Source organism: Enterococcus sp. DIV0167, from assembly GCF_050541555.1.
GTDB classification, from domain to species: domain Bacteria; phylum Bacillota; class Bacilli; order Lactobacillales; family Enterococcaceae; genus Enterococcus; species Enterococcus faecalis.
This window is the reverse complement of the sequence record NZ_CP172933.1, coordinates 380,557-403,612: the sequence shown is the minus strand read 5'-3', so window position 1 is coordinate 403,612 and position 23,056 is coordinate 380,557. Positions and strand designations below refer to the sequence as shown.

Here is a 23,056-nt window from a genome sequence, read left to right as displayed (position 1 = left end):
CACAGTGCGTGGTTAACTGTGTTTTGCCTTTTTAATTACGACTATTGAAACAATCCTTTAATTTTATCAAACAAACCATCGGTCGTTGTATCAGCTAACAGCGCTGTAATTTTATGATAGTGTTCGCCTAATTCATCTTTATGTTCTTCAATGAATTGTTGCGCATGTTCCACGTTGCCTTCTCCAATTAAATCTTTTGCTTTTTGAACTAATTCTTCTACGTTCATCTTCACACGTCCTTTGATTAAATAGTTAACAATAAGTGTTTCACTCATTGCCTTTTCTCCTATTTATCGTATCGTGGGATCCGTTGATTTGCAAGAAATTTTCAGTAAATTGACGGTTCTGATTTTGGGTTTTTAAAAGGCAAAAATTGCAAAAAAAGCTGTTTTCGAAAATCGAAAACAGCTTTTTTACTTTACTTCGCTAAACGATAAATCGCATCTGCATAAATAGCAGCTGCTCGGAATAAGTCATCTAATTCCATAAATTCGTTGGCTTGGTGCATTGTGTCTGTGTAGCCAGGGAACATTGCGCCATAGGCAACACCACGTTTTAATAAGCGGCCATAAGTACCGCCACCAATGATTTGTTCTTGGCCTTTTTCGCCTGTATGGTCTTCGTAAACTTGTAGTAACGTTGCCACCAATGGATCATCAACTGGTACATAATGCGGTTCTTGGTTGCGATCTCCTTGTGTTGCAGTGACCGTTTCACCGACTGTTGTTTGAACTTTTGCTTGTAATTCTTCTGCTGAAGTTCCTTTTGGATAGCGGAAGTTTAATGTTACTAAGCTATTTTCAGGGTTTTCTGGATCAAAGTTAACAATCCCAGCGTTCATTGTCAATTTACCCATTTTTTCGTCTTCAAAAGCCACGCCTAATTTTTCACCATAAAAATCTTCATGGATAAATTCAGCAATGGTATTAATAAAGCTATATGCGCCTTCTGCAAAGCTGTAATCATTTAAGAAAGTTGCCAAGAAAGTCGCTGCGTTAATTCCAGATTGTGGGCTAGCCCCGTGAGCACCTTTACCAACTACATGGAAAGTCACTGTTTTATCTGAAAGTTCTGCGTTACCTGAAATTTTTGCTTCTTGTTTGATGAATGTTTCAAAGCTAGCAGCTAGTGAAGCCGCTTCGTCTGCTGAAGCAGCCGTTACAACAGCATCTGCTGTTCCCGGAACCATGTTTTCACGTAAACCAGATTTGAAGCTTTCTAATTTATAATCAGCGCCGTTACCGCCTCGGAAAGTTAAACGAATAGTCACATTTCCTTTTTCCCCATTGATAATTGGGAACTCAGCATCTGGTGAGAAACCAAAGTCTGGCGCTTCTTCATGTTGGAAATAGTAATCCATATCGCCCCAGCCGCTTTCTTCGTCACTTCCTACTACGAAACGAATTTTTTTAGACACGGGTAAGCCTAATTCTTTGATAATTTTCATTGCGTAATAAGCAGCCATACTTGGGCCTTTATCATCGCTCGCGCCACGTGCATAAATTTTGCCATCTTTAATGACTGGTTCATAAGGATCTGTTTCCCAACCATCACCAGCAGGAACAACGTCCATATGACCAAAAATCCCTAACGTTTCGTCGCCTTCACCATATTCAATGTGTCCAGCGTAATTGTCGACATTTTTCACCGTAAAGCCATCACGTTCACCATACGCTAACATGTGTTTTAAGCCAGCAACTGGCCCAGGTCCAAAGGGCGCTTCAGGTGTTGCTTGTGCATCATCACGTTCACTGTTGATCCGTAATAAGTTTTGTAAATCTTCTAATAAGTCGTCTTTACGTGCTTCGACTTCTTTTGTCCAATCAATTGTCATTTGTTGTCACTCCTATTCATAAAGTTCTACATAGTCAATCATACCATTTTATGCAGAAAAAGAAAGAAACCCGACACTATTTTTCGAGAAATTTTTTATCTTTTCCGCAGAAAGGGCTGGGTTTTTGTTTATTTTAATTGAGGTATGATTGTTTAGGTTGTAGTTGTTGTAATTCGGCTTCTGTTAAGGGCCGATATTCCCCTAGTTCTAACGTTTCATCTAACCATAGTTCGCCCATTCGTAATCGTTTTAAATACATCACAGGTTTGCCTACAGTGGCTAACATCCGTTTGACTTGATGGAATTTCCCCTCTTGAATCACTAAACGGACTACGGAAGTCCCTTCTTCCTCATTGATCGTCTCAATGACTAAACGACTTGGTTTAACCATTTCTCCATCTTTCAAGGCAAATCCTTGCGCAAACAGTTGACAATCTTCCGCTGTCACAAGTCCCTCAACTTCAGCTAAATATTCTTTATCCACATGCTTTTTGGGTGATAATAATTGATGCGCTAACTGGCCATCATTTGTTAATAGAAGCAAGCCTTCAGTATCTTTATCCAAGCGACCAACTGGGAACAAGTCGGCACGGTAATCCTGATCAGTTAACAAGTCAATTACCGTTTCATCTCGCTGATCTTCCGTCGCAGAAATGACACCTTGTGGTTTATGCAACATGTAATAAAAGAATTTCTGATACGTAAGAATTTCTCCCATCAAGGCAATTTGATCTGTTTCTTCATTTACTTGTGTTTTGGCTTCTTTTACGACGTCACCATTCACCGTAACGACTTTTTTCTTTAACAATTGTTTGATTTCTTTACGACTACCGATACCAACATCGGCTAAAAATTTATCTAAACGCATCGTCATTCCTCTTTCCTTTAAAAAAATAGCTTGGGACATAAATCGAATCGATCGATGTCTCAAGCCTTGTCTCTTAAGAGAATCTGCTGAAAGGAGTTCAATCAGCTATTATTTAATATTGAATTTTGCACGTAATTTTGCGGCATTTTTCCCTAATAAACGATCAGCTAAGCGAATCTTCAAGACCGAATAGCCATAAAAAGCGCCTCCTGCAGCAGCCACAATTACAACGATAATGAAGGCTTGGAAACGTCTAGTTGGATCTAAAAATAGATACAAGAACTGACGGAAAATCAAAGCGATAATCATCATGATGACTGTAATACAGAACATTAACAATGTTCGCCGTAAGGTTAATTTGTAATTAAAACGTGTCACTTGACGAATTCTTCTTAGAATCAATACGCAAGAAACCGTAAAGCCAATCATCGTTGCTAATAACGGACCGTAAACTTCAAATAAACGGATTGCGGGGAATTGCACGATTAATTTCACTGCTAAACCAATTCCTAAATAACGCATTGCGTCACGATTTTCATACATCCCCATCAACATATTTGACACTAACATATACAAGCCCAAGAATAAACTAGCGTAACAAGCTTGCACTAATAAAGAAGTGCCTAAAGCATCTGGCATGTAAAAAACAGTGTATAGTGGTTGCGCTAAAACAATCATGCCGAACGTTGCTGGCAACATTACAAACACAAAAAGTTGTAAATTATTACTAATCAAACGCGCTAACTCACGGTGATTTTTTAAGGTGACCGCTTCTGTAATTAACGGTAATCCAGTAGCCGAAATCGAAGTCGCTAAAGCCACGACAATCATGGTTAATTTGTCCGGATTGGCATTAAAAATACCGAAAAGCTCTCGTAATTGGGTATCTGAATAATCCGTAAACAAACGCATAAAGTTTGAGAAAGTAAACTGATCGACAAGTTTAAAGACCGTCACACCTGAGCCAACTACGATAAAAGGAATCGCCTCTTTAAAAGTTTCAATCAATAACTCTTTTGGGGCAATCTCATGTTCATTGGCGCTGTGTTCTTCTAAATAATCAAATAATGGTTTTTGTTTGTACATGTAATAACCTAAAACCGCAAAACTTGCGAGCATCCCAATAAATGCCGCAAAAGTGGCTTGAGTCACCGCTGTAACGTAATTACCTTCAAAGACTTTCATGATAATAAAAGCGGTTAATAACATGTAAAAAACTCGTGCTACTTGTTCAACAATTTGTGATAAAGCAAAGGGCATCATTTCTTGATTTCCTTGGAAATAACCGCGAATGACACTCATGCTTGGGAAAACTAAAACGGCTAAACTTAATGAACGCATTGTTGGAACTAATTCAGGACCTCCGCCAGACAAAGCTGCTAATGCCGGAGATGCCAAATACATCACAATAGCAAAAACCACACCTAAGCCACCCATTAGTTGTAAGGCACGATAAAAAAGCTGTCGACTAATTTTATATTCGTTCAATGAATTATAATGCGAGGTCTGCTTGGCAATCGCACCTGGAATTCCGGCGGTAGAGATCATTAGGAATAAGGCATAAATCGTATACCCCATTGAAAACAAACTGTTCGCTTCGTTTCCGTGCTCGCCCATCCAAGCGTACCAGGGGATGATGTAAATCGCCCCTAACATGCGGGAGATAATATTACTAGCTGTCATCCAAGCTGAGCCTTTGACCATTTTTTCTTGGTTCGTCAGGATTGGTTGATCAACTGAATTTGGTTGATTGATCATTTTGTCCTCCAATATTCTTTGAGTATGCTTTCTTTATTTTAATTGTTCATCTTGGGATATGCAACGACTTTCTCGAAGAATTATCCTATTTTAACATTTCTCATGGATTTTCTCACGCTAACGAGATGGTTTTTTTAAAAGAAAAATAATGCTATAATGACATCAGTTTTGAAATTTCGTTGAAACGTTTGGAGGCAAAAAAAGTGACGATTTCATTATTCGCAATTCGCGATTGCTTAGAAAAAGAAGATTTATTAAAAGAATTTATTTCACCAGAAGGCTGGCACTTGACCCTTTCCGACACGTTAGGTCAACGAGAAGTAACGGCTCTTTCTTACGATTCGAGAGACGTAACAGCAGAAACACTCTTTTTTTGTAAAGGATTAAACTTTAAAGAAATCTATTTAGAAAATGCTGTAAAAGACGGCCTAGAAATTTATGTTTCTGAGGTGCCTTATGAGGTTCCGGCGCAACTAGGAATTATCGTGACTGACATTAAAAAAGCAATGGCTGTGTTAAGCATGGCTTTTTATGATTATCCACAAAATAAATTAAAACTGATTGGCTTTACTGGAACCAAAGGTAAAACAACAGCGGCTTATTTCACCAAATATATTTTAGATGTTGCTACACAACAAAAAACAGCCTTGCTTTCTACCATGAATTCGACATTAGATGGCAAAACATTCTTTAAATCTGCATTGACTACACCCGAATCTTTGGACTTGTATCGAATGATGGCAACCGCTGTTGCTAACGGGATGACTCATTTTATTATGGAAGTTTCTTCCCAAGCCTACAAAACTAATCGTGTCTACAAGCTGTTTTTTGATGTCGGCATTTTTTTAAACATTACCCCCGACCATATCAGTCCAATTGAACATCCAACCTTTGACGATTACTTTTATTGCAAACGTCAATTGATTACACATTCTAAAGTCATTGTGTTGAATCACGAAGCTGATTATTTTCCATTACTTAAAGAAACTGCACAACAGCAAAAAGTCCCAGCCATTGTCTATGGCAGTCAGCCGGCTCCAGAAGTAGACTATTCATTCGCTGTTTCTTCAGAGGATTCCTTACGTTTTATCGTTGAAAGTCCTGCAGATGCGTTAGGATTGGCCGGCTCTTATCACCTTCGTTTAGGTGGTGATTTTAACAAAGGTAATGCGTTAAGTGCGGCGATTGCTAGTGTCCTTGTGGGAGCTTCAAAAGAAGAGTGTCAACAAGGAATCGCAGCAACCACCGTCCCTGGCCGGATGGAATCTTTAACGAATACCAACGGTGCAACCGTCTATGTTGATTACGCTCATAATTATGACAGTTTGAAGAATCTTTTAACCTTTGTCCGTGAAGAACATCCTGACGGCCGCTTAATTGTTCTTGTCGGTAGCACGGGAGACAAAGCGATTTCTCGCCGCAAAGACTTTGGTAGGGTTCTTTCTGAATTGGCTGATGTTGCAGTCCTAACAACCGATGACCCAGCCAGTGAAGATCCAGCAAAAATTTGCCAAGAAATTCAAGCCCATATTACCAAAGAAATGCCTGTTTACACCGTTTTAGATCGTGGCGAAGCAATTGCTCACGCATTATCTTTAAGCACAACGGCTGATGATGCGATTGTCTTAGCTGGTAAAGGTGCCGACCTTTATCAAAAAGTAAACGGCGTAGATGAACCTTACGCAGGAGACTTTGCCCTTGCGGAATCTTTCATTAATAAAAAGAACTAAATCATTTAAACACACATGAAAAAAACAAGCTGCAACCACTTATCAACAGAGGTTGCAGCTTGTTTTTAAAGAACTTCTTTTATTTTCGTTACTTCTTCTTCCGATAAACCATGACCGCCATCCACTAGTAAAAAGTCGACTGGAAAATGTTTCTTTAATTGATTAGCTAAAGAAAGAACTTGTCCCGGAATACTCAACTCATCCTGAGCCCCTGTTGTGACAATCACTTTTGTCGCAAACTCACCAGATACATATTGATAGCCTAAATTGCTTGGATGCAGTAAAATAACAGTGTTAGCAATAGTCGGGTTCTTTTCTAACAGGCCTAAAATAAAATTGGCACCGTTAGAGTACCCTATAAAAATAACTTCATCGTATAACTTTTGCGGTTGCCAAACTTCTTCTAGAAACGCAGTCACTCGCTCATCAAAGTTAGCACGAGGTAAGGCTCCATTAACTAATGGCGCAAAAAAGCGTCGCTGTTCGCCTACACCTTCTGTCCCTAAGTAACTTAGAACACTCGCTTCTGGATAAAGGGTTGCGATGGTCGTTAATAATTGATATTCATTGCCACCAGTACCATGGAAAGCGACAACTAATTGATTAGGTTTCGACCCTTTTTGAAAAAATTGTTTCATTTAATAAACCTCCAAGAAAGGAATTTTACTATGTATGCACAAATTCATCACATCTCTATTTTAAATCGATTGATAAAGCCTACATTTGACTTCTATCATAATACACTGGGATTAAAATTACTAATGAAAACGATCAACCAAGATGACCACACCATGTATCACTTATTTTTCTCAGATAATGAGCAACGAACAGGTACCGAATTAACTTTTTTTGAATTGAATGATGGCCAAGATCAATCATTTGGGACAAATACAATTGAACGAACTATTTTAAAAGTACCAACGCGCGCCTCTTTGGATTTTTGGGCAGAACGTCTTGAGCAAGCGGGTATCTGCCACTATGGTGTGGAAACATTTAACCAACACCCAATTTTGCGTTTTGAAGCGCCCGATAATACGCAAATGGCGCTTGTTCCGTTACGTGAATTTGAAAATGCGGAAGATTATTTTCCAGCTGAGCATTCCGAAATTCCAGTAGAACATGCAATTTTAGGCATTGATGCAATTCAATTACGCGTCCAATATGCCGCAGCTACTAAACAACCTTTAGTGGATTATTTACATTGGCATGAAAAAGAAACAGTACCTTTTTTTGAAACTGCGCATGAAGTAACCGTTCTGGAAAATCATCATCCACAGTTTTATCAAGAGGTGCACATCATTGATGACCGTACCAATCCGCTTGCCATTGAAGGAATTGGTGGCGTTCATCACGTCGCCTTTGGGGTGGAAGATACGCAAGAATTAACGCAAGTTGATAGCCTGTTAGAGGAAAAGAATTTTACAAACTCAGGAATTAAAGACCGCGAATTTTTCAAATCATTGTATTTTAGAGAACCGAACCACTTGTTATTTGAAGTAGCCACACAAAAAGGCCTGCTAGATGCCGAAGCCTATGAAAATCAAAGTTCAAACTTTGATGAAATCCCCCTTTATTTGCCTCACTTTTTGGCAGATCAAAGAGAACGAATCGAAGCGATTTTAGCACAACAACGCCATGAGTAAACAAAAATAGCGGTTCTAACCGCTATTTTTGTTTTTTAATATCCTATTATTGCCCTTTTTTGAAAAAAAGGAGTACACTAATAGTAGATGAACTGCGCAAGGAGGTGAGTACATGTTATCTAAGGAAGAAGTTCTACACTTATTGAACGAAGCAAAAAAAGAAGTCGATCGTTTAGAAACAAACCGCCAAGAAGATTTAGGTAATTCAATCAACTATATTGAAAATGAATTACAGCTCCAACGTGTCTTATCTCAAGTGGAAGCTTATGAAAAAGTACTTGGTTAATTGATTACGCATTAAATGAGAGAGGAGCAACCAGATTCATTCACCTGAATCTGGTTGCTCCTCTCTCATTTTTACTAGACTAATTCGTAAGCAAGTTCTCGTGCAATAATTTTTGCGGTTGTTTCAGCAATTTCTCCAGTAAAGCCAATGCATTGTTCCATATGCTCAGGTGAGCCCATCGTCATTTTACTTGTCAAAATACTGCAGCAAACCACTCGATGCTTTTGTCGAAAACTTTGATGCAATTCGTTGGCTAAAGCCATCGTTTTATTTACTTGTTCTCCTTTGGCTTCTGTCCGACCAAAAAAGTAGCCCAGACACATAACCCCGCCTGAAAGAGCACCACAAATACACTTCGCTCCTCCAACACCTACAGGAAACCCAGAAGCCATGGCCACAGCTTCAATGGGAATCTCCGCATCGAAGTGTTGCCGAATGGTCACCACAATCGCTTCCGAGCAATAAAAATCACCGTTACGATAATAGGCTTCCGCTTCTTCCCTGATTGCTTGTAAACAAATTCTCTTTTTCAAAATGCCCTCCATTCTGTATCCGCTTTCATTTTATGAATAAAAGGACGCCAAGCATCCCTTTATTTTATAGATTTTCTGCAGAGGTAAATACTTCTGACACATCATCATCGTCTTCTAACTTGTCAACCAAGCGCTCTAATTGCGCTTTTTGTTCATCGTTCAAGGTTAGTAAGGTTTGCGGAACCATTGTTAATTCAGCTTGTGCTAATGAATAACCTGCTTGTTCTAAAGCATCGCGAACCGCTGTAAAATCTTCTGGTGCTGTGTAAATTTCAAATACTTCTGGTGATGTTTCTAAATCCTCGCCGCCTGCTTCCAAAACGACTTCTAGCATATCGTCTTCCTCAATTGCATGATCTTCTCGCTTAATGACAATATAGCCTTTACGATCAAACATATAATTCACCGAACCCGTTTCACCTAAAGAGCCACCATTTCGAGTAAACGCGACGCGAACATTGGTGGCCGTTCGGTTGCGGTTATCTGTTAGTGCATGAACTAAAACTGCCACGCCACCTGGCCCGTATCCTTCATAAGTTACCTCGTCATAATGTTCCCCTTCACCAGCACTACTGGCTTTTTTTATGGCGCGCGCAATATTATCATTGGGCATATTGGCTGACTTAGCTTTATCGACTGCTAAACGTAAAGCAGGATTCATTGTGGGGTCAGGGCCACCTGCTTTTGCCGCCATATAGATTTCCCTTGAAACTTTTTGGAAAATTTTCCCACGTTTGGCATCTTGTGCATTTTTACGCCCTTGAATGTTGCTCCATTTGCTGTGTCCTGACATCCTTGATTCCTCCTGACTTTTCGTTACTATTCTCCTATATTCTACTCTTCTTTTCAGTTAGGAACAAGCGCTACCAAAAAAAGACCCTCGCTTACCCACCGTTCTGACGAATAAACGAAGCTCTTCTAAATTAGCGTCTTCTTTTTTTATTTTTCTTCAAACCATGAACCACCAAACAAATAACGATGGCTGTCAAAGCACCCATGGCATCCAACATAACATCTTGAAAAAGAGGGGTCCTTCCGCCTGTGATCATTTGATGAAATTCATCTAAACCTGCATAGCCAGTAGCAGCTAGCCAGGAAACAACAGCTGTTAAAAACAGACCTTTGATTCTTGGTACTAATCCAATAAACCAACTACCACCTAATAGAAAATACGTACCAAAATGGGCTCCCTTACGAATAAAAAATTCAACAAATTTACTATAACCACTAGCTTGAATGCTCACTTCACTGCCAGCATATTGAAAAGAAATATTTTTTAATTGTTCTTCAAAAGGATGACTGCTCAGAAGTTTATCTAAAAGACCAACTTGTGATTGCTGTTCATACGTCTGTGATGAACTGAAAAATAAAATGGCCATAATAACAAACGCAATGACTAAATATAAATTACTATCTTTCAAATAATTTTTCATATAATCCTCTTTTCTTGGTTTCAAGTTGCCCCGTGCCTGCCACGGAAAATTCTTTTTTATTATAGTCGGTTTCGAGGGAAAAAGAAACAACTTCTCTTAGGTCTTATGATATACTGAAAAGAAAAAAATGAAAGAAGGATTGGATATGACCTATTCTATTACATGGGATTTAGACAGTATTTTCCCCAATGGGAGCGAGTCCAAAGAACTTAGCCAACGAATGACTCAATTAACCGAACAAACAAAAGAGTACCATCAATTAATCACAGAATGGACACCAGAAAGTGCCCAAGGCAAAGAACAATTTGCTGAAATCTTAACGTTACAAGGGAAAATCTCAAATGGCTTTTCACAATGTAATAGTTTTTTAACTGCTTTAATTTCTGCTAATACTAATGATACCAAGGCCAAAATTTTATCAGGCGATTTATACAATCTGTTGCCAGCGATTCAATTAGCTGAAACCATTTTTACTAAAAAAATCACCGAGATTTCAGCTGAACATTGGCAAGCCCTGTTAGCCGAAGAACCGTTTAAAACAATGGCTTTTCGCTTAAATGAATTACGCCGTGATGGAAAAAAACTGCTTTCCGAACAAGAAGAAAATATCATCAATACGCTTTCTCTAGATGGGTTAAATGCTTGGAGTACACATTACGATACGATTGTTGCTTCCATCGTGATTCCTTTTGAAGAAAAAGATGGCTCTGTGACAGAACTATCTGCAGGCCAAGCCTTTAACCGCATGATGGGAGATCCTGACAAAGAGGTTCGTCAACGTTTGTTTACAGCATGGGAGAAAGCTTGGAGTGGCAAAGCTTCAATTTTAGCAGACACCCTAAATCACTTAGATGGGTTCCGTTTATCTGATTACAAATTGCATGGCACTACAGATTATTTAGAAAATCCCTTAAACTATAATCGAATGAGTCAAGAAACATTAACGGTTATGTGGGAAACCATCCAAAAAAATAAACAACCATTCGTCGACTTTTTAACGCGCAAAGCGCAATTATTCGGCAAAGAAAAAATGGATTGGCAAGACCAAGATGCACCAATTATTTTAGGTGATTTAGAAGAAAAAACGTATTCCTTTGATCAAGCCGCTGCCTTTATTTTAGAAAATTTCCGTAAATTCAGTCCGAAAATGGCCGATTTTGCCCAAATGGCTTTTGAAAAAAGTTGGATTGAAGCTGAAGATCGTCCAGGCAAACGTCCTGGGGGTTATTGTACAGAATTACCTGAAACACAAGAGTCGCGGATTTTCATGACCTTTGGCAATTCAATCAACGAAGTAGCTACTTTAGCCCATGAATTAGGTCACGCTTTCCATAGTAGCGTGATGTGGGATTTACCTTCATTGAATCGAGAGTATGCCATGAACGTAGCAGAAACAGCTAGTACCTTTGCAGAATTGATTGTTGCTGACGCTACCTTAAAAGAGGCCAAATCAGACGTTGAAAAGATTAACCTTTTAGACACAAAAATGCAAAATGCCATTGCCATGTTTATGAACATTCATGCACGTTTTATCTTTGAAAATAATTTTTATCAAGCGCGCCAAAAAGGTTTAGTAGCGGAAGAAGATATTACTGAATTAATGTTAGCGGCGCAAAAAGAAAGCTACAAAGATAGTCTTGGCAGTTATCATCCTCATTTCTGGGCGAGCAAATTGCACTTCTTTATTGATGATGTGCCTTTCTATAATTTCCCATATACTTTTGGCTATCTATTCAGCATGGGTATCTATGCGTATGCCAATCAACAAGGCAGCTCTTTTGAAGACCAATACATTGCGTTATTAAGAGACACTGCTTCGATGACAAGCGAAGAATTAGCGAAAAAACATTTAAATGTTGACTTAACAAAACCTGATTTCTGGCAAGCCGGCATTGATCAAGTCCTAAAAGATGTGGAACAATTCATGACTTTAACTGAAAACTATGTAAACTAAGCAAAAAAGAAGCAGTAACCAACATCAGGTTACTGTTTCTCTTTTTTTCAAATAGTTTCGATACGCAAGGTAGCCCACAAGCATTAGTCCAAACGTAACAAATTCAACCACAGGCATGGCTAACCAAACACCGGTTAATCCTAGTAATTTCACCAAAATAAATAAAACTGGCACAATTAAAAAGAACCCACGCAAAGAGGAAATCATTAGTGCCATTTTCGGTTTACGAACTGCCGAAAAGTAATAAATCCCCATAAAATTCAATCCTGTAAACAAGAAGGAAATCGCATATAAGCGGATGGCTGTCCTAGCAATTTGCGCCAACTGGTCGTTCCCTTCGCTATTAAAGACCTCAATAATTTGTCCCGTAAACACTTGACTGATTAAAAAGAACAGGAAGCCGGCAACCAAATACGTAATAAAGCTAAGTTTAACAAATTTACGCAACACCTTCGTTTCCCCTAAACCATAGTATCGGCTGAGTAATGGTTGCGCCCCTTGCCCAATCCCTGTAAAAATGGCAATCACAATAATATTGAGATTGGCAACAATCGCATAAGCTGAAATCGCCACATGACCAACTAAGTTTAACAAAACAATATTAAATAAAAACATGACAAAGGCCGAAGAAAATTCATTTAAAAAGGAAGAAAAACCAATCGACATAATTTCTCGAACATCCTGAAATTTCACTTTAAACTTTTCAAAACGTAAAACTCGTTGCGGCGACCACTTATGCAACGTAATCAGGATTAAGCTTGTTAACGGTGACATCACCGTTGCAATGGCCGCGCCTGCCATGCCCCACCCAAATTGATAAATAAAGACATAATCCAAAATAATATTGACAATTCCCCCACTGACAAAAGCAATCGTTGCCAAACGAGGATTATGGTCATTTCTTAAAAAAGTAATCAGGCAATTGTTTAAAATAAATAATAATGAACAGCTAAGGTAAATCATATAATATTCCTTTGCCAAACCAAACAAGACACCGGTCCCCTGAAGTCCCCGAATAATTTGATCGGAAAAAATCAAGCTCGCTAAAGTAAAGAGACTCCCTATAACGAAAACTAACCCAATCGTTAAACTAAAATACTGATTGGCTTTTTTGATTTCTTTTTGCGCAACCGTGGTCGAAAACAACGTAGCGCCGCCAACGCCAAACATCCAACCTAATCCATTAATAATATTAACGAGTGGTAAGACAATGTTAAGCCCCGCCAATGCCTCGGTGCCGATCCCATTTGCAATGAAAAATGTGTCCGCCAAAATAAAAATTGATTGCGCCGCCATACTTAAAATTCCTAACAGAACATTTTTATAAAACAACGCAGTAAAATGGTTTTGCTGTGTTTGCTCCATACCCAAATCTCCTTCTAACAAAAAAAGGACTCATTCTTTTTGCTTCAAGGCTTACGCAAAAATCAGAATCCTTCAATTATTCAACCCAGCGATTAAATAATCTGTCTATTTATTGATACTTCTAGGGTAGCATTCTCTCTTCGAAAAAACAACCATCCTTCTATTTTTCTCATTTTAAACTTTCTTAAGCAGTTGCAGTTGTTTTTGAACCACTTGCCAATCTTCTTTCACGACTTCTTTTAAACGATAATTATAAAAGACAGCCGCTGGATGGAAGAGTGGAATGATTTGATAGGTTTTCTGCGTCCAATGATAGTTTTGTGATTGCTCATCAAATGTTTGAATGGGCGACTGAATGACCGTTCCGTGCACTGCAGTGATTGTTGGCTTTGGTCCTAAAAGTCGTTGCAACCCAATATTCCCCAGTGTCAAAATTAGTTCAGGTTGGCAAACAGCGATTTCCCAATCAAGCAAAGGCGCAAAAATTTTGATTTCTTCTTTGGTGGGCGTTCGATTAGGAAACTTGGTTACTCTTTCTCCCGTTTTTGCAATCTGCTTCGTTTTTACAGAAAAAGGCCGACTCCTAACCGCACTGGTGATATACACCGTTTCACGACTTAAGCCAACTTGTTGTAATTGTTCCATCAACAATTGACCTGAACGCCCTATAAATGGTACGTTTTCTTTAATTTCTTCTTTTCCAGGGGCTTCCCCAATCAGCATCACTTTTGGCTGTTGCGGACCTTGACCTTCCACAAAACCTTCTAATGGTAAGTCTTTCGCTTTAGCTAAAACTGCTTTTTTCAGATGTTCAGGATAGTGCATTTACCATCACGCCTCTCTTCTGGTATTCTTCCTTCGCTATATTGATTATAAATAAGGCCCAAAAGAAACTCAAAAAAAGGAGCCTATTCATTTAAGCGCTGGTTTTTCTACACACAAAGCTTTGTCTTTAGCTAAATAAAAAGGCCGTAAGTAACCAACTAAATTAGACATTGGTAAAACCTCCGTTGGTAAGTCAATCTTCAATGTCTCCTTTAAATAGGCTTTGCGTGTCGTAATCCGTTGCCACATGTCTGGATAAGTTTGCTGAATCTCTTTTTGCAGTGTTTCATCAGCCAAAGCCACACATTCTTCTGCACTCACCCCTGTATAACCAGGTACAGAAGGAATAATATCCACTTGAAAGAGCATGCCACTTTCCAAGCGAATGGCTGAATCTGGATAAATAGGCGACGACATCCATTCATCATCCGAAACTAAATGCCCAGGATTCAAATGCCAGTGATAGATTTCTTTTGGTAACTGTTCTTCAATCGCTTGGTACATTTCTCGCCCTAACAGTCCGATTCGAATGGTTTCAAGCCAGTGAACGACAGCTTGAAAATAGGGTTTTGCTACGCGTTCTAAATAATCACGTTGCGCTTCTGGCAATTGCTGCTCGTTTTCAATAACAAAACCTGTTCGGCTAGACAAGCCGCCTTTGTAGCCTGTAGTTAATGATAAGGCATCACCTAACTGAATTTCTTTGGCAGTCGGATACATGTTTGCATATTCAAAACGTTGACCAGTTGCCGCAATGGTTACTACCGTCGGCGTTTGACCTTCATCATTTAACAAAGCCCCAATGTCCGTTTCACGCTGTCCTATTTCAATTGCATTTAAGGCCTTTAACATACTGCGAGAAGCCAAATTCGCCCCATATTCATAGTGCGCCAATTCGTTAGCATTATTTGTTGTGCGGGCCCCCTTTGCTCCAATCAATAAGTGGGTCCCATTTAGTAAACGAGCTTCTTTCGGCAGCGCTTTTTTCAGTGCTTCGACAATAAAATGTGGCACATCAAACATCGTAGCAGGTTCTTGCTGTTGTGTTGTAAACATTTTCCACCCAACGATACCTATTTTTTGAGCAGTTTCATCGAGAAGCGTTTCAAAAATCTGCGACAACTTTTGTTCCCCAGCCATTGGTTGATTCGGTAGCGAAAAAGCTGGATAATGAATTAAATCGGCTGAGATGCGGGCATGTTGGCACAGTTTTAAATTTTCATTGCCTAAAATAACTGTCGCCGCACCATCCTTATTTAACACAAGGAGTCCTTCTTCAAACCTCGGAATAAAGCCAGTTAAGTATTCAAAATTACTGCCATGCTCTTTGTCTGCATAGAAGACCAATTGATCGAATTTTTCTGTTTCCATTCGTTGTAATACTTTCTGCTTACGCGCCATCATCGTTTCATTCGTCAAATACGTTGGAAAAACATTCTCAAAAACAGTAGGTTCAGCAATATGTGTATAATTAATTTTTCGCTTCATTATTATCCTCCATTATTCATCTGCGACAATCAACGTTACGCCTGCTTGCGCTAACTGCTCACAGAATTTTTCATCAGGTCGTGTATCTGTCACTAAACAATCAATTTCTGTTAATTCGCAAATTTTAAATAAACCCGTTTTGTTTAATTTCGTTTGGTCGGCTAAGGCAATGACTTGTTTGCCTTGTTGAATCATTCGCCGTTTGACTTGACCTTCTTCTTCTGTGTGAATAAATAATCCTTGTTCAGATAACGCAAACACACCTAATAATGTATAGTCAGGGGCAAATTCCCCAACCTTAGCGACTGTTTCTGCCCCAAACAAAAAGAGTTGTTGTTTATGCAGTTGCCCAGGTAATACTGTAATTTTTGTCTGATCCATTTGCGCTAGAAGTAGCGCATGACTGAGAGAGTTCGTGATCGCGTGAATCGGACTATTTTCCATCGCTCGAATAGCTGCTTCCACCGTGGTTGATGAATCAAAAAAAATGGACGCTTGTTTGGGAATATTTGCCCAAACTTTTTGGGCAATGGCTTGTTTTTTCTCTGGATGCTTCATTATTCGTTGAGCATAATCATAAATAGTTGCTTCAGACTGCACTGAGATAGCGCCACCGTGCGTTCTCTTTAAATGTCCTTCCTTTTCTAAACGAATTAAATCTCGTCGAATAGTATCTTTTGAAACGGAGACTTGCTCCGCTAACGCTTCCATGGAAATACTTTTTTGTTCATTCACTATTTTTTGAATCTTGGCTAAACGTTCTTCAATCAACATGCTTCCTCACCTCTTCTAAGTAAAGATAGCATCTTTTGCATTATTTTGCAAACAAATGCAAAATAATGCAAAAAAGACAAAAAAACTAGTCCTTCATTTTCTAACGAAGGGCTAGTTTGAGAGTGGTTTTAATAGGTAAATTGAATAATCATGCCGCTAGGATCTTCTAACGCAAGTAAATGATCTTTGGCAATAAAATGTAACTTTGCTTCTTCCGCATTGGCTTGGACTATCTCTAAATCTGCCGCAGTTGGCAAACGGAAGGTGTAATTTTCTAAGCCAAATTGATTTTCTTGAATCGTTGGCAGCTGTTTGCCGCTCCATGTATTTGTCCCAATATGATGATGGTACTGACCCGCTGCAAAAAACTTCGCTTGTTGACCAAAGTTAGACTTTAAGCCAAACCCTAAGTTTTTATAGAACGTTTCAGTGGCATCTAAATCGGCCACTTTCAAATGAATGTGCCCAATTTTAGAACCTTCGGAAATTCCTAGCCAGTGACCGTCAGCTTCTGCAGCTAAACTATCACCGTCTAATTCTTCTGTCACACCGATAATTTCACCATTTGGACGAATATCCCAGACTTCTTCTGGTTTATCCCAATAAATTTCGATGCCATTATTTTCTGGATCACTTAAGTAAAGGGCTTCACTATAGCCATGATCTGCTGCGCCAATTTGCACATTTTCCTGCAAAAGCCACAGCAACATATTGCCTAAATCTTTGCGGGTTGGTAGCAGGAAAGCAATATGGTACAAGCCAGTGGTACCCTGATTTTCTTCCCCAGCTGTTAGTTCTTTTAAGACAAGAATTGCATCGTTGGTGCCTTGTGGCGCTAGCCAAGCACGTCCCTCTCCTTGTTTTAAAAGTTTTAAGCCAATTGTTTTCGTATAAAAGTTTACCATTTTATCTAAATCAGCCACTTTCAAAGTGACTTGTTGAATCCCAATATTACTTGGTAATGCTTGAACCATTTGCTTTCACTCCTTTCCTCTTCGTTTTACTAAAGCAATGATTTAGTTGAATTCTTTAAAACGAGCACTATCTTCCATGTATTCTTTTTCGCCAGCTGGCGCTTCAATGGAACCAATAACCATTTGTGCACGTAAATTCCAGTTTGCAGGAATTGACCATTCTGCAGCAACCGCTTCGTCAATGACTGGGTTGTAGTGTTGTAAGTTTGCGCCAATATTTTCTTGCGCTAAGGCAGTCCAAACGTTCGCTTGTGTTAAACCAGTTGCTTGTTCAGACCAAACAGGAAAGTTATCCGCATATAATGGGAAGCTATCTTGTAAGTTTTTCACGATATCTGTATCTTCAAAGAATAAAATTGTGCCCGCACCAGCTGCAAAACCTTGTAATTTAGCTTGTGTGTTTGGAAATGCTTCTGCTGGAGTTAATGGTTTTAAGGCATCTTCAGTCATTGCCCATAATTTTTTGTGAGCATCGCCGAATAAGAACACAACGCGTTGTGTTTGAGAGTTAAAAGCTGTTGGACTTTCTCTAACAACTTCTTTTACTAAAGCAGTTACTTCTTCTTTTGAAATTGGTAAGTTTTCTCCTAAAGCATAGATTGAACGACGGTTTTTCATCATTTCAGTAAATTTTGACATAATATGTTCATCCTTTCGAATTTCCTCAGTAAATTCATTTAATTTTGTTTACATGCTTACTATACTACCTTACTAAAAGTAAGTAAAGCTTTTTGTCTTACTTTTTGTAAGTTTTTTTATTTTTTAGTGAAAAACCTTATTCTACCAAAGAAAAAACAACCAGCTTTTTTCTAAGAAAAAGAAAAATCTGGTTGTCGATTAATAAATGTAGAAGTCAATTGAATCGTTTTCGGCCGTTTTTCTTGAAATAAGTGTGTGGCTTTTTCCCCTAACTCCATTAATGGATGACAGATTGTTGAAAAATTTAAAATTTCACTTAATAAAGTTTGCTCCTGTCCCACTAAAAAGAGTGGTCTTTCAATAACGGCTTGAATCCCTGCGGCAATTTCATCACCGTTGGTCACAACCGCTTGGAGCGTTGGATCTTGCCCACAGTGACGTCCTACTTCACACCCATCTTCATAGGTTAAACAGTCCTTAAATAACCGATTTTCAGGAATCGCTCCATAAATTTCCTGATATGCGTCAACTAAATAGCGTGCGCTTGTACTTTTTTCTGGTGCACGGTTAATCGTAATTGCCACTTCACTACATCCTTGTTGTTTCAATGCTTGGAAAACCCGCCGATAAACGGTTAAACGATCGATATAGATACTAGCATAACTAGGGTCTTCTATTTTTTCACAAAAAACAACTTGCTCTTTATATGGAGCAAACACACTTAAAGGATTTGCCTTTGACAAAACAATCATGCCATCAAACGCACCCGTGGCCATTTTTTCCAAGTAACTTTTTTCAACTTCTTTATCATAATCCGTTGGTAATAAACTGACCATCATCCCTTGTTGAAATGCTTGGTGGATAATCCCACTTAAAATAGCATCAAAATAAGGTTGATTCGTATAAGGAACCATGACACCTAATGTATTACTTTTCCCAAAGCTAAGATTTCTCGCTAATATATTGGGCTTATAGCCCAACTCATCGATAATTGCTTGGATTTTCAGTCGTTTTTCTTCAGAAACATACGGATGATGATTAATCACACGCGAAACAGTCGTAACTGAAGATCCTGAAAGGCGCGCAATTTCTCGAATTGTTGTCATACTTTCACCTCATTACTTTACAAAATTGAGTTAAATAAGGCACAATCCCTGTCCCGTAATCAACAAAACGATAAAAGGTCTCCTGCCAAGCAAAAGAAATTTCCTGAATATCCTCCTGCTGTGTCAAGTGCCACTCCGTTATCTGATGGTACGGAATTTCTTGATGCCAAATCTTATAGTATTTTTTGGGACTATCTAACTGCAGACTTTTGGCCGTCGTAGTCACCGAGACAAAATAGTAATCCATACCAAGTCTATCGCTTATCTCCACTATAACATTCATTTTCATGCCCTCCAATATTTTGATACACATATCTTACCTTATGAAACGCGTACCAGAGCAAGAGGAAAAATAAAAAAAAGTGAGACCATGTTATACTAGATGTATCATATAAAAGCAAAGGATGAGTGCAATGGAAACTGTTACAGTAGCAACAAAAAGCGACTTACTAACAAATTTGAACAAGCAAACTCTTTTATAACTTTTAAGATAATCAGCTGAACAAAAGTAGCTCCTTCGGAAATAAGCTGAAATTCCTCGAAAGTCAAAAAGCAACTTTCAAAAATTTCTTCTTATTTCTTGGAGCTAAACACTTTTGTCTCAGCCTCGAGGGCACTTGCACAAGAAATTTACCACTTAAAAAAACAACAATTAACCGAAACGGAAGAAATTGGCTTTTTAGTGGGCAGCCAAGGTGCTGGCTCATTTTTAACCTATTTAATCGAGAAGTTATCCTATATAAATTCGGAGCTATCGCCAGAAGAACAAAAAATTGAACATGCAATTTTGCGTTTATATGTTATTAAAAAATTAACTCCAGAAACTACTTTATTACGTCTAAAACAGTTAGATTATTAAAATTTTATTTAATCAAGATAGACCAATTCCCTGCGTACAACGAGTCCCTTTCATTAATCACTTGATATAATTACCTTTATTCAAGTTCCCACCATTGTCATTATCGATTAACCAATGGTATATTAGAAGTAACAGGTAAGTCATTTTATTTGAAAAAGTGTTTGGGAAATGTTTGGGGAGGAATGTTTATGTGTCAACCGCAGGAAAAAAAGAAAGAAATTTCTGTTGCTAAGTTACGTTATCGTTTTGAAGTACCAATGATTATCATTGGTTTTGTTTTATTGTTTTTCGCATTGGGGTTAGTTGCCTTATTAATATTGAGTGATTTGCCGATTCCTGACTGGTTATTAATTGTCTTAATTGCACCAATTGCGCCAGTCATTGCTTTTTTTACCATTCGTTATATGTACATGGACACTGCTTCTAACGGAGTGGAAATTACAGAAAATCAATTACCAGAAATTTATTCCTTGTATATTGATTTAGCAAAAGAAATGGGCTTTGGCACTAAAAAATTAAGGATGCCACGTCTTTATTTAATCAACGGGAATGGTGTCTTAAACGCTTTTGCGGCAAAATGCTCTTTACACAGACGCTATGTTGTCATTCACAGTGATTTGTTGGATATCGCGTACAATACAGGCGATTTTTCGCTGATTCGCTTTATTTTGGCACACGAGCTAGGACACCATAAATGTGGACACACTAATTTATGGCGGCTAATGTTATCCATTATTTTGAAACCAGTTGCGTTAGATAAAAGTTTTACAAGAACGCAAGAATATACCGCTGATCGCGCAGGTTTATACTACGCCGAAGAAGGTGCTTTAAGTATGATTTATTTATTTTCAGGAAAATACATGGGCAGTCGTGTGGATTTAGAAGAATACTTTCACAGTATTGATTTACATGATGATACCATCTGGCTTAAATTGAGTAACTTCTTATCCGATCATCCTGTTGGCTTCCGTCGAATGCAAACATTGAAAAAAGCCAAAGATACTGGCAATTGGGATGTTCATGGGAAATTTTTCTAGCAAGAGCCAACCATCATTAAATAAACGTGCTGGGACAAAAGATTCTTTAACTTTTGTCCCAGCACGTTTATTAATCCACCAATAAATGAACAAATTCTTCTTTGGTGATATTTACAAAGTAGTCTTCAAAGTTAAACGCTGCTAATGCTTGCCAAATTGATGAATACTGATAGTCCACACCTAATAAAGCTGCAACGATTTCCGCTGTTTCTTTTTTGGCAAAGTAATCACCATAAATCGTTAACTCAATTATTTTACCTTTTTCAACAGTCAAACGTGCATCCACGATGCCGCCTTTAAACTTTTCTTCTTTTTTGATCGTAAATTTAGGCGCTTCACCAAAAATCCAAGCTTCATTGCCATACACTTCAGCGACCAATTTCCTAATTTCCTGTTGATCTGCTTTGGTTAGGACATATTCTTTCTCCGCAATTTCAGTTAGAGATTCGACATCAAAGAGCTCCATCAGTAAACGATTGCGAAATTCCTCAATGGTTAATTGTTGATATTTTTCGTCTAAGTACGGCCGTAAATTGGTTACGCGTCCCCGAACAGATTTTGTCCCTTTTGATTCAATTTTTTTCTTAGAAACAGTTAAGACACGTTGAACTTCTGCCAAATCAACATCATACATCAAGGTACCATGAGTATACATCTTCCCCTTTTTTGTATACATGGCATTGCCAGAAAATTTTTTCCCATCAATTAATAAATCATTGCGACCGCTAATCTCGGCCCCCGTTGCGCCCATTTTATGTAATGCTTCAATAATTGGTTTAGTGAACGCTTTAAAATCCCCAAAAGCTTGATGTCCTTCCTGAACAACAAAACTAAAGCTGACATTCCCGAGATCATCATAAACAGCACCACCGCCCGATAAACGGCGAGTAATAACGATTCCCTTCTCTCTAGCATAAGCTAAGTCAATTTCTTCATAAGCATTTTGATTTCGGCCTAAAATAACACAGGGTTCCTGAATATAAAACAATACTAAGGGCTCTTCAAAAGAGAGAGTGTTTAATAGATAATCTTCCGTTGCTAAATTTTCACGAATATCTCGTGACTGCATTATGACATAACGCATAAGGTCGCCCCACTTCTTTTTCTTCTAGTGTATCACTTTCTTTCAAAATTGGTTCACTAAACGTCTTCTCTGGCCATTCTCAAAAGCGGATGATCAACAAAAAAACGAACGTGGGACAACAATCACTTTGGATGTTTGTTCCACGCTCAAAATCTAATAAACAGCAATTACAGAACTGTTTAGCTTTTTAGTCTAACCAAGTTACTACTTCTGAAACATCTCGTCGGACTGTTTCAAAGCCGGGTGTTTGAGCTTTGCCAATCGGAATAATCAGTCCGTTCACTAAATGATCCTCAATATTAAATAACTTGCGAACAGCTTCTGTTTCAAAACCAGACATCGCCACAGTATCATAGCCTCGATCTTTTGCAGAAAGCATCAGCTGCATCGCAACTAAGCCTTGGTCTAACATTAGCCACTCTCTTTTTTGTTCTTCGCTAACATCATAGTACCAAGAAACATTTTCATTAATTCCTTGACGAATTTCTTCCGTCATCGTTCCTTGTGCGACAGCTTTAGCACTGATTTCATCTGCATTGGCCACTGTATAAGCAGTCAAATCACCTAATAAAATAATCACCGCCGCTGCCCCTTTAACTGCTGGTTGTTGCATCGAAACTTCGTAAAGGGCCTCTTTTTGTTCTTTTTCTGTGACAATTAAAAAACGCCATGAATTTAAATTGGTACTATTTGGCGCGAACATCGCTTCCTCAATTATGGCCATTAATTCCTCTTTAGGAATCTCAACATCTGGCATAAAATCCCGAACTGAGCGGCGGCTGCGAACAACATCTTGATACATCATATTTCTTCTTCCTTCCTCTTGCCTTACTTGACATAGTTATTATTACTCACTATGATGGAGA

At 38.5% G+C, this 23,056-nt stretch carries 24 protein-coding genes; 6 read left to right on the top strand and 18 right to left on the bottom strand.

What is annotated here, in order from left to right:
- Positions 1 to 41: 41 nt before the first annotated feature.
- The 4 genes from IGM09_RS02050 to IGM09_RS02035 all read right to left on the bottom strand — a co-directional run bounded on the left by IGM09_RS02050 (position 42) and on the right by IGM09_RS02035 (position 4,460).
- Positions 42 to 275: a hypothetical protein gene (locus IGM09_RS02050; RefSeq protein WP_002373309.1), complete on the bottom strand. Its 234-nt coding sequence runs from the start codon at positions 273 to 275 to the stop codon at positions 42 to 44.
- A gap of 143 nt (positions 276 to 418) precedes the next feature.
- Complete coding sequence (gene pepV, locus IGM09_RS02045; protein ID WP_002371462.1) at positions 419 to 1,834, bottom strand: dipeptidase PepV; 1,416 nt, start codon at positions 1,832 to 1,834, stop codon at positions 419 to 421.
- 133 nt (positions 1,835 to 1,967) lie between these two features.
- Positions 1,968 to 2,702, bottom strand: a complete 735-nt coding sequence (locus IGM09_RS02040; protein ID WP_033624815.1) for a pseudouridine synthase — start codon at positions 2,700 to 2,702, stop codon at positions 1,968 to 1,970.
- A gap of 108 nt (positions 2,703 to 2,810) precedes the next feature.
- Positions 2,811 to 4,460 (bottom strand): putative polysaccharide biosynthesis protein, encoded by a 1,650-nt coding sequence (locus tag IGM09_RS02035; RefSeq protein ID WP_002364837.1) that lies wholly within the window; start codon positions 4,458 to 4,460, stop codon positions 2,811 to 2,813.
- Positions 4,461 to 4,663: 203 nt separating this feature from the next.
- On the opposite strand from IGM09_RS02035, the gene IGM09_RS02030 reads away from it, so the two are divergent.
- A complete protein-coding gene (locus tag IGM09_RS02030; protein WP_080270518.1) occupies positions 4,664 to 6,190 on the top strand; it encodes a UDP-N-acetylmuramoyl-L-alanyl-D-glutamate--L-lysine ligase in 1,527 nt (508 codons plus the stop codon).
- 65 nt (positions 6,191 to 6,255) lie between these two features.
- On the opposite strand, the gene IGM09_RS02025 is transcribed toward IGM09_RS02030, so the two are convergent.
- A complete protein-coding gene (locus IGM09_RS02025) occupies positions 6,256 to 6,828 on the bottom strand; it encodes an alpha/beta hydrolase (protein ID WP_002358653.1) in 573 nt (190 codons plus the stop codon).
- Between the two features lie 30 nt (positions 6,829 to 6,858).
- Between IGM09_RS02025 and IGM09_RS02020 the strand changes: the two genes are divergently transcribed.
- Both IGM09_RS02020 and IGM09_RS02015 read left to right on the top strand, forming a co-directional pair.
- On the top strand, positions 6,859 to 7,833 hold the full coding sequence (locus IGM09_RS02020) for a ring-cleaving dioxygenase (protein ID WP_002358652.1): 975 nt from the start codon (positions 6,859 to 6,861) through the stop codon (positions 7,831 to 7,833).
- A gap of 112 nt (positions 7,834 to 7,945) precedes the next feature.
- Positions 7,946 to 8,119 (top strand): hypothetical protein, encoded by a 174-nt coding sequence (locus IGM09_RS02015; RefSeq protein WP_002355495.1) that lies wholly within the window; start codon positions 7,946 to 7,948, stop codon positions 8,117 to 8,119.
- Positions 8,120 to 8,193: 74 nt separating this feature from the next.
- Here the strand turns inward: IGM09_RS02015 and IGM09_RS02010 are convergent, their stop codons facing one another.
- The 3 genes from IGM09_RS02010 to IGM09_RS02000 form a co-directional block, all read right to left on the bottom strand.
- Positions 8,194 to 8,664: a C-GCAxxG-C-C family protein gene (locus IGM09_RS02010; RefSeq protein ID WP_016617067.1), complete on the bottom strand. Its 471-nt coding sequence runs from the start codon at positions 8,662 to 8,664 to the stop codon at positions 8,194 to 8,196.
- A 52-nt stretch (positions 8,665 to 8,716) separates the two neighbouring features.
- Positions 8,717 to 9,445: a YebC/PmpR family DNA-binding transcriptional regulator gene (locus IGM09_RS02005; RefSeq protein ID WP_002409141.1), complete on the bottom strand. Its 729-nt coding sequence runs from the start codon at positions 9,443 to 9,445 to the stop codon at positions 8,717 to 8,719.
- A 130-nt stretch (positions 9,446 to 9,575) separates the two neighbouring features.
- Positions 9,576 to 10,085 (bottom strand): VanZ family protein, encoded by a 510-nt coding sequence (locus tag IGM09_RS02000; RefSeq protein ID WP_002366143.1) that lies wholly within the window; start codon positions 10,083 to 10,085, stop codon positions 9,576 to 9,578.
- A gap of 127 nt (positions 10,086 to 10,212) precedes the next feature.
- Here IGM09_RS02000 and IGM09_RS01995 point away from each other — a divergent pair, with 127 nt between their 5' ends.
- Positions 10,213 to 12,039 (top strand): M3 family oligoendopeptidase, encoded by a 1,827-nt coding sequence (locus IGM09_RS01995; RefSeq protein WP_002399760.1) that lies wholly within the window; start codon positions 10,213 to 10,215, stop codon positions 12,037 to 12,039.
- A gap of 24 nt (positions 12,040 to 12,063) precedes the next feature.
- On the opposite strand, the gene IGM09_RS01990 is transcribed toward IGM09_RS01995, so the two are convergent.
- The 8 genes from IGM09_RS01990 to IGM09_RS01955 form a co-directional block, all read right to left on the bottom strand.
- Positions 12,064 to 13,404: an MATE family efflux transporter gene (locus IGM09_RS01990; protein ID WP_033624813.1), complete on the bottom strand. Its 1,341-nt coding sequence runs from the start codon at positions 13,402 to 13,404 to the stop codon at positions 12,064 to 12,066.
- Between the two features lie 174 nt (positions 13,405 to 13,578).
- On the bottom strand, positions 13,579 to 14,229 hold the full coding sequence (locus IGM09_RS01985) for a uracil-DNA glycosylase (RefSeq protein ID WP_002355481.1): 651 nt from the start codon (positions 14,227 to 14,229) through the stop codon (positions 13,579 to 13,581).
- Positions 14,230 to 14,316: 87 nt separating this feature from the next.
- Positions 14,317 to 15,717 carry a M24 family metallopeptidase gene (locus tag IGM09_RS01980; RefSeq protein ID WP_033624812.1) on the bottom strand — a complete coding sequence of 467 codons (1,401 nt, stop codon included), beginning with the start codon at positions 15,715 to 15,717 and terminating at the stop codon, positions 14,317 to 14,319.
- Positions 15,718 to 15,729: 12 nt separating this feature from the next.
- Complete coding sequence (locus IGM09_RS01975; protein WP_002375902.1) at positions 15,730 to 16,491, bottom strand: DeoR/GlpR family DNA-binding transcription regulator; 762 nt, start codon at positions 16,489 to 16,491, stop codon at positions 15,730 to 15,732.
- Between the two features lie 128 nt (positions 16,492 to 16,619).
- The gene (locus tag IGM09_RS01970) at positions 16,620 to 17,465 is read right to left on the bottom strand and encodes a VOC family protein (RefSeq protein ID WP_002358647.1); all 846 of its coding nucleotides are present in this window, start codon (positions 17,463 to 17,465) and stop codon (positions 16,620 to 16,622) included.
- A gap of 42 nt (positions 17,466 to 17,507) precedes the next feature.
- Positions 17,508 to 18,104: a nitroreductase family protein gene (locus tag IGM09_RS01965; RefSeq protein ID WP_002355475.1), complete on the bottom strand. Its 597-nt coding sequence runs from the start codon at positions 18,102 to 18,104 to the stop codon at positions 17,508 to 17,510.
- Between the two features lie 170 nt (positions 18,105 to 18,274).
- Positions 18,275 to 19,210, bottom strand: a complete 936-nt coding sequence (locus IGM09_RS01960) for a LacI family DNA-binding transcriptional regulator (RefSeq protein ID WP_002361227.1) — start codon at positions 19,208 to 19,210, stop codon at positions 18,275 to 18,277.
- A gap of 4 nt (positions 19,211 to 19,214) precedes the next feature.
- On the bottom strand, positions 19,215 to 19,499 hold the full coding sequence (locus IGM09_RS01955) for a hypothetical protein (RefSeq protein ID WP_002382953.1): 285 nt from the start codon (positions 19,497 to 19,499) through the stop codon (positions 19,215 to 19,217).
- 291 nt (positions 19,500 to 19,790) lie between these two features.
- On the opposite strand from IGM09_RS01955, the gene IGM09_RS01950 reads away from it, so the two are divergent.
- Both IGM09_RS01950 and IGM09_RS01945 read left to right on the top strand, forming a co-directional pair.
- A complete protein-coding gene (locus IGM09_RS01950) occupies positions 19,791 to 20,069 on the top strand; it encodes a hypothetical protein (RefSeq protein ID WP_002409133.1) in 279 nt (92 codons plus the stop codon).
- A gap of 182 nt (positions 20,070 to 20,251) precedes the next feature.
- Entirely contained in the window at positions 20,252 to 21,106 is an 855-nt protein-coding gene (locus IGM09_RS01945; protein ID WP_002382951.1) for a M48 family metallopeptidase, read from the top strand.
- Between the two features lie 70 nt (positions 21,107 to 21,176).
- Here IGM09_RS01945 and IGM09_RS01940 read toward each other — a convergent pair whose 3' ends face one another.
- Positions 21,177 to 22,190, bottom strand: coding sequence for a lipoate--protein ligase (locus tag IGM09_RS01940; RefSeq protein WP_002389569.1), 1,014 nt, complete (start codon positions 22,188 to 22,190; stop codon positions 21,177 to 21,179).
- A 187-nt stretch (positions 22,191 to 22,377) separates the two neighbouring features.
- A complete protein-coding gene (locus IGM09_RS01935; protein WP_002355466.1) occupies positions 22,378 to 22,995 on the bottom strand; it encodes a nitroreductase family protein in 618 nt (205 codons plus the stop codon).
- Between the last annotated feature and the right edge of the window lie 61 nt (positions 22,996 to 23,056).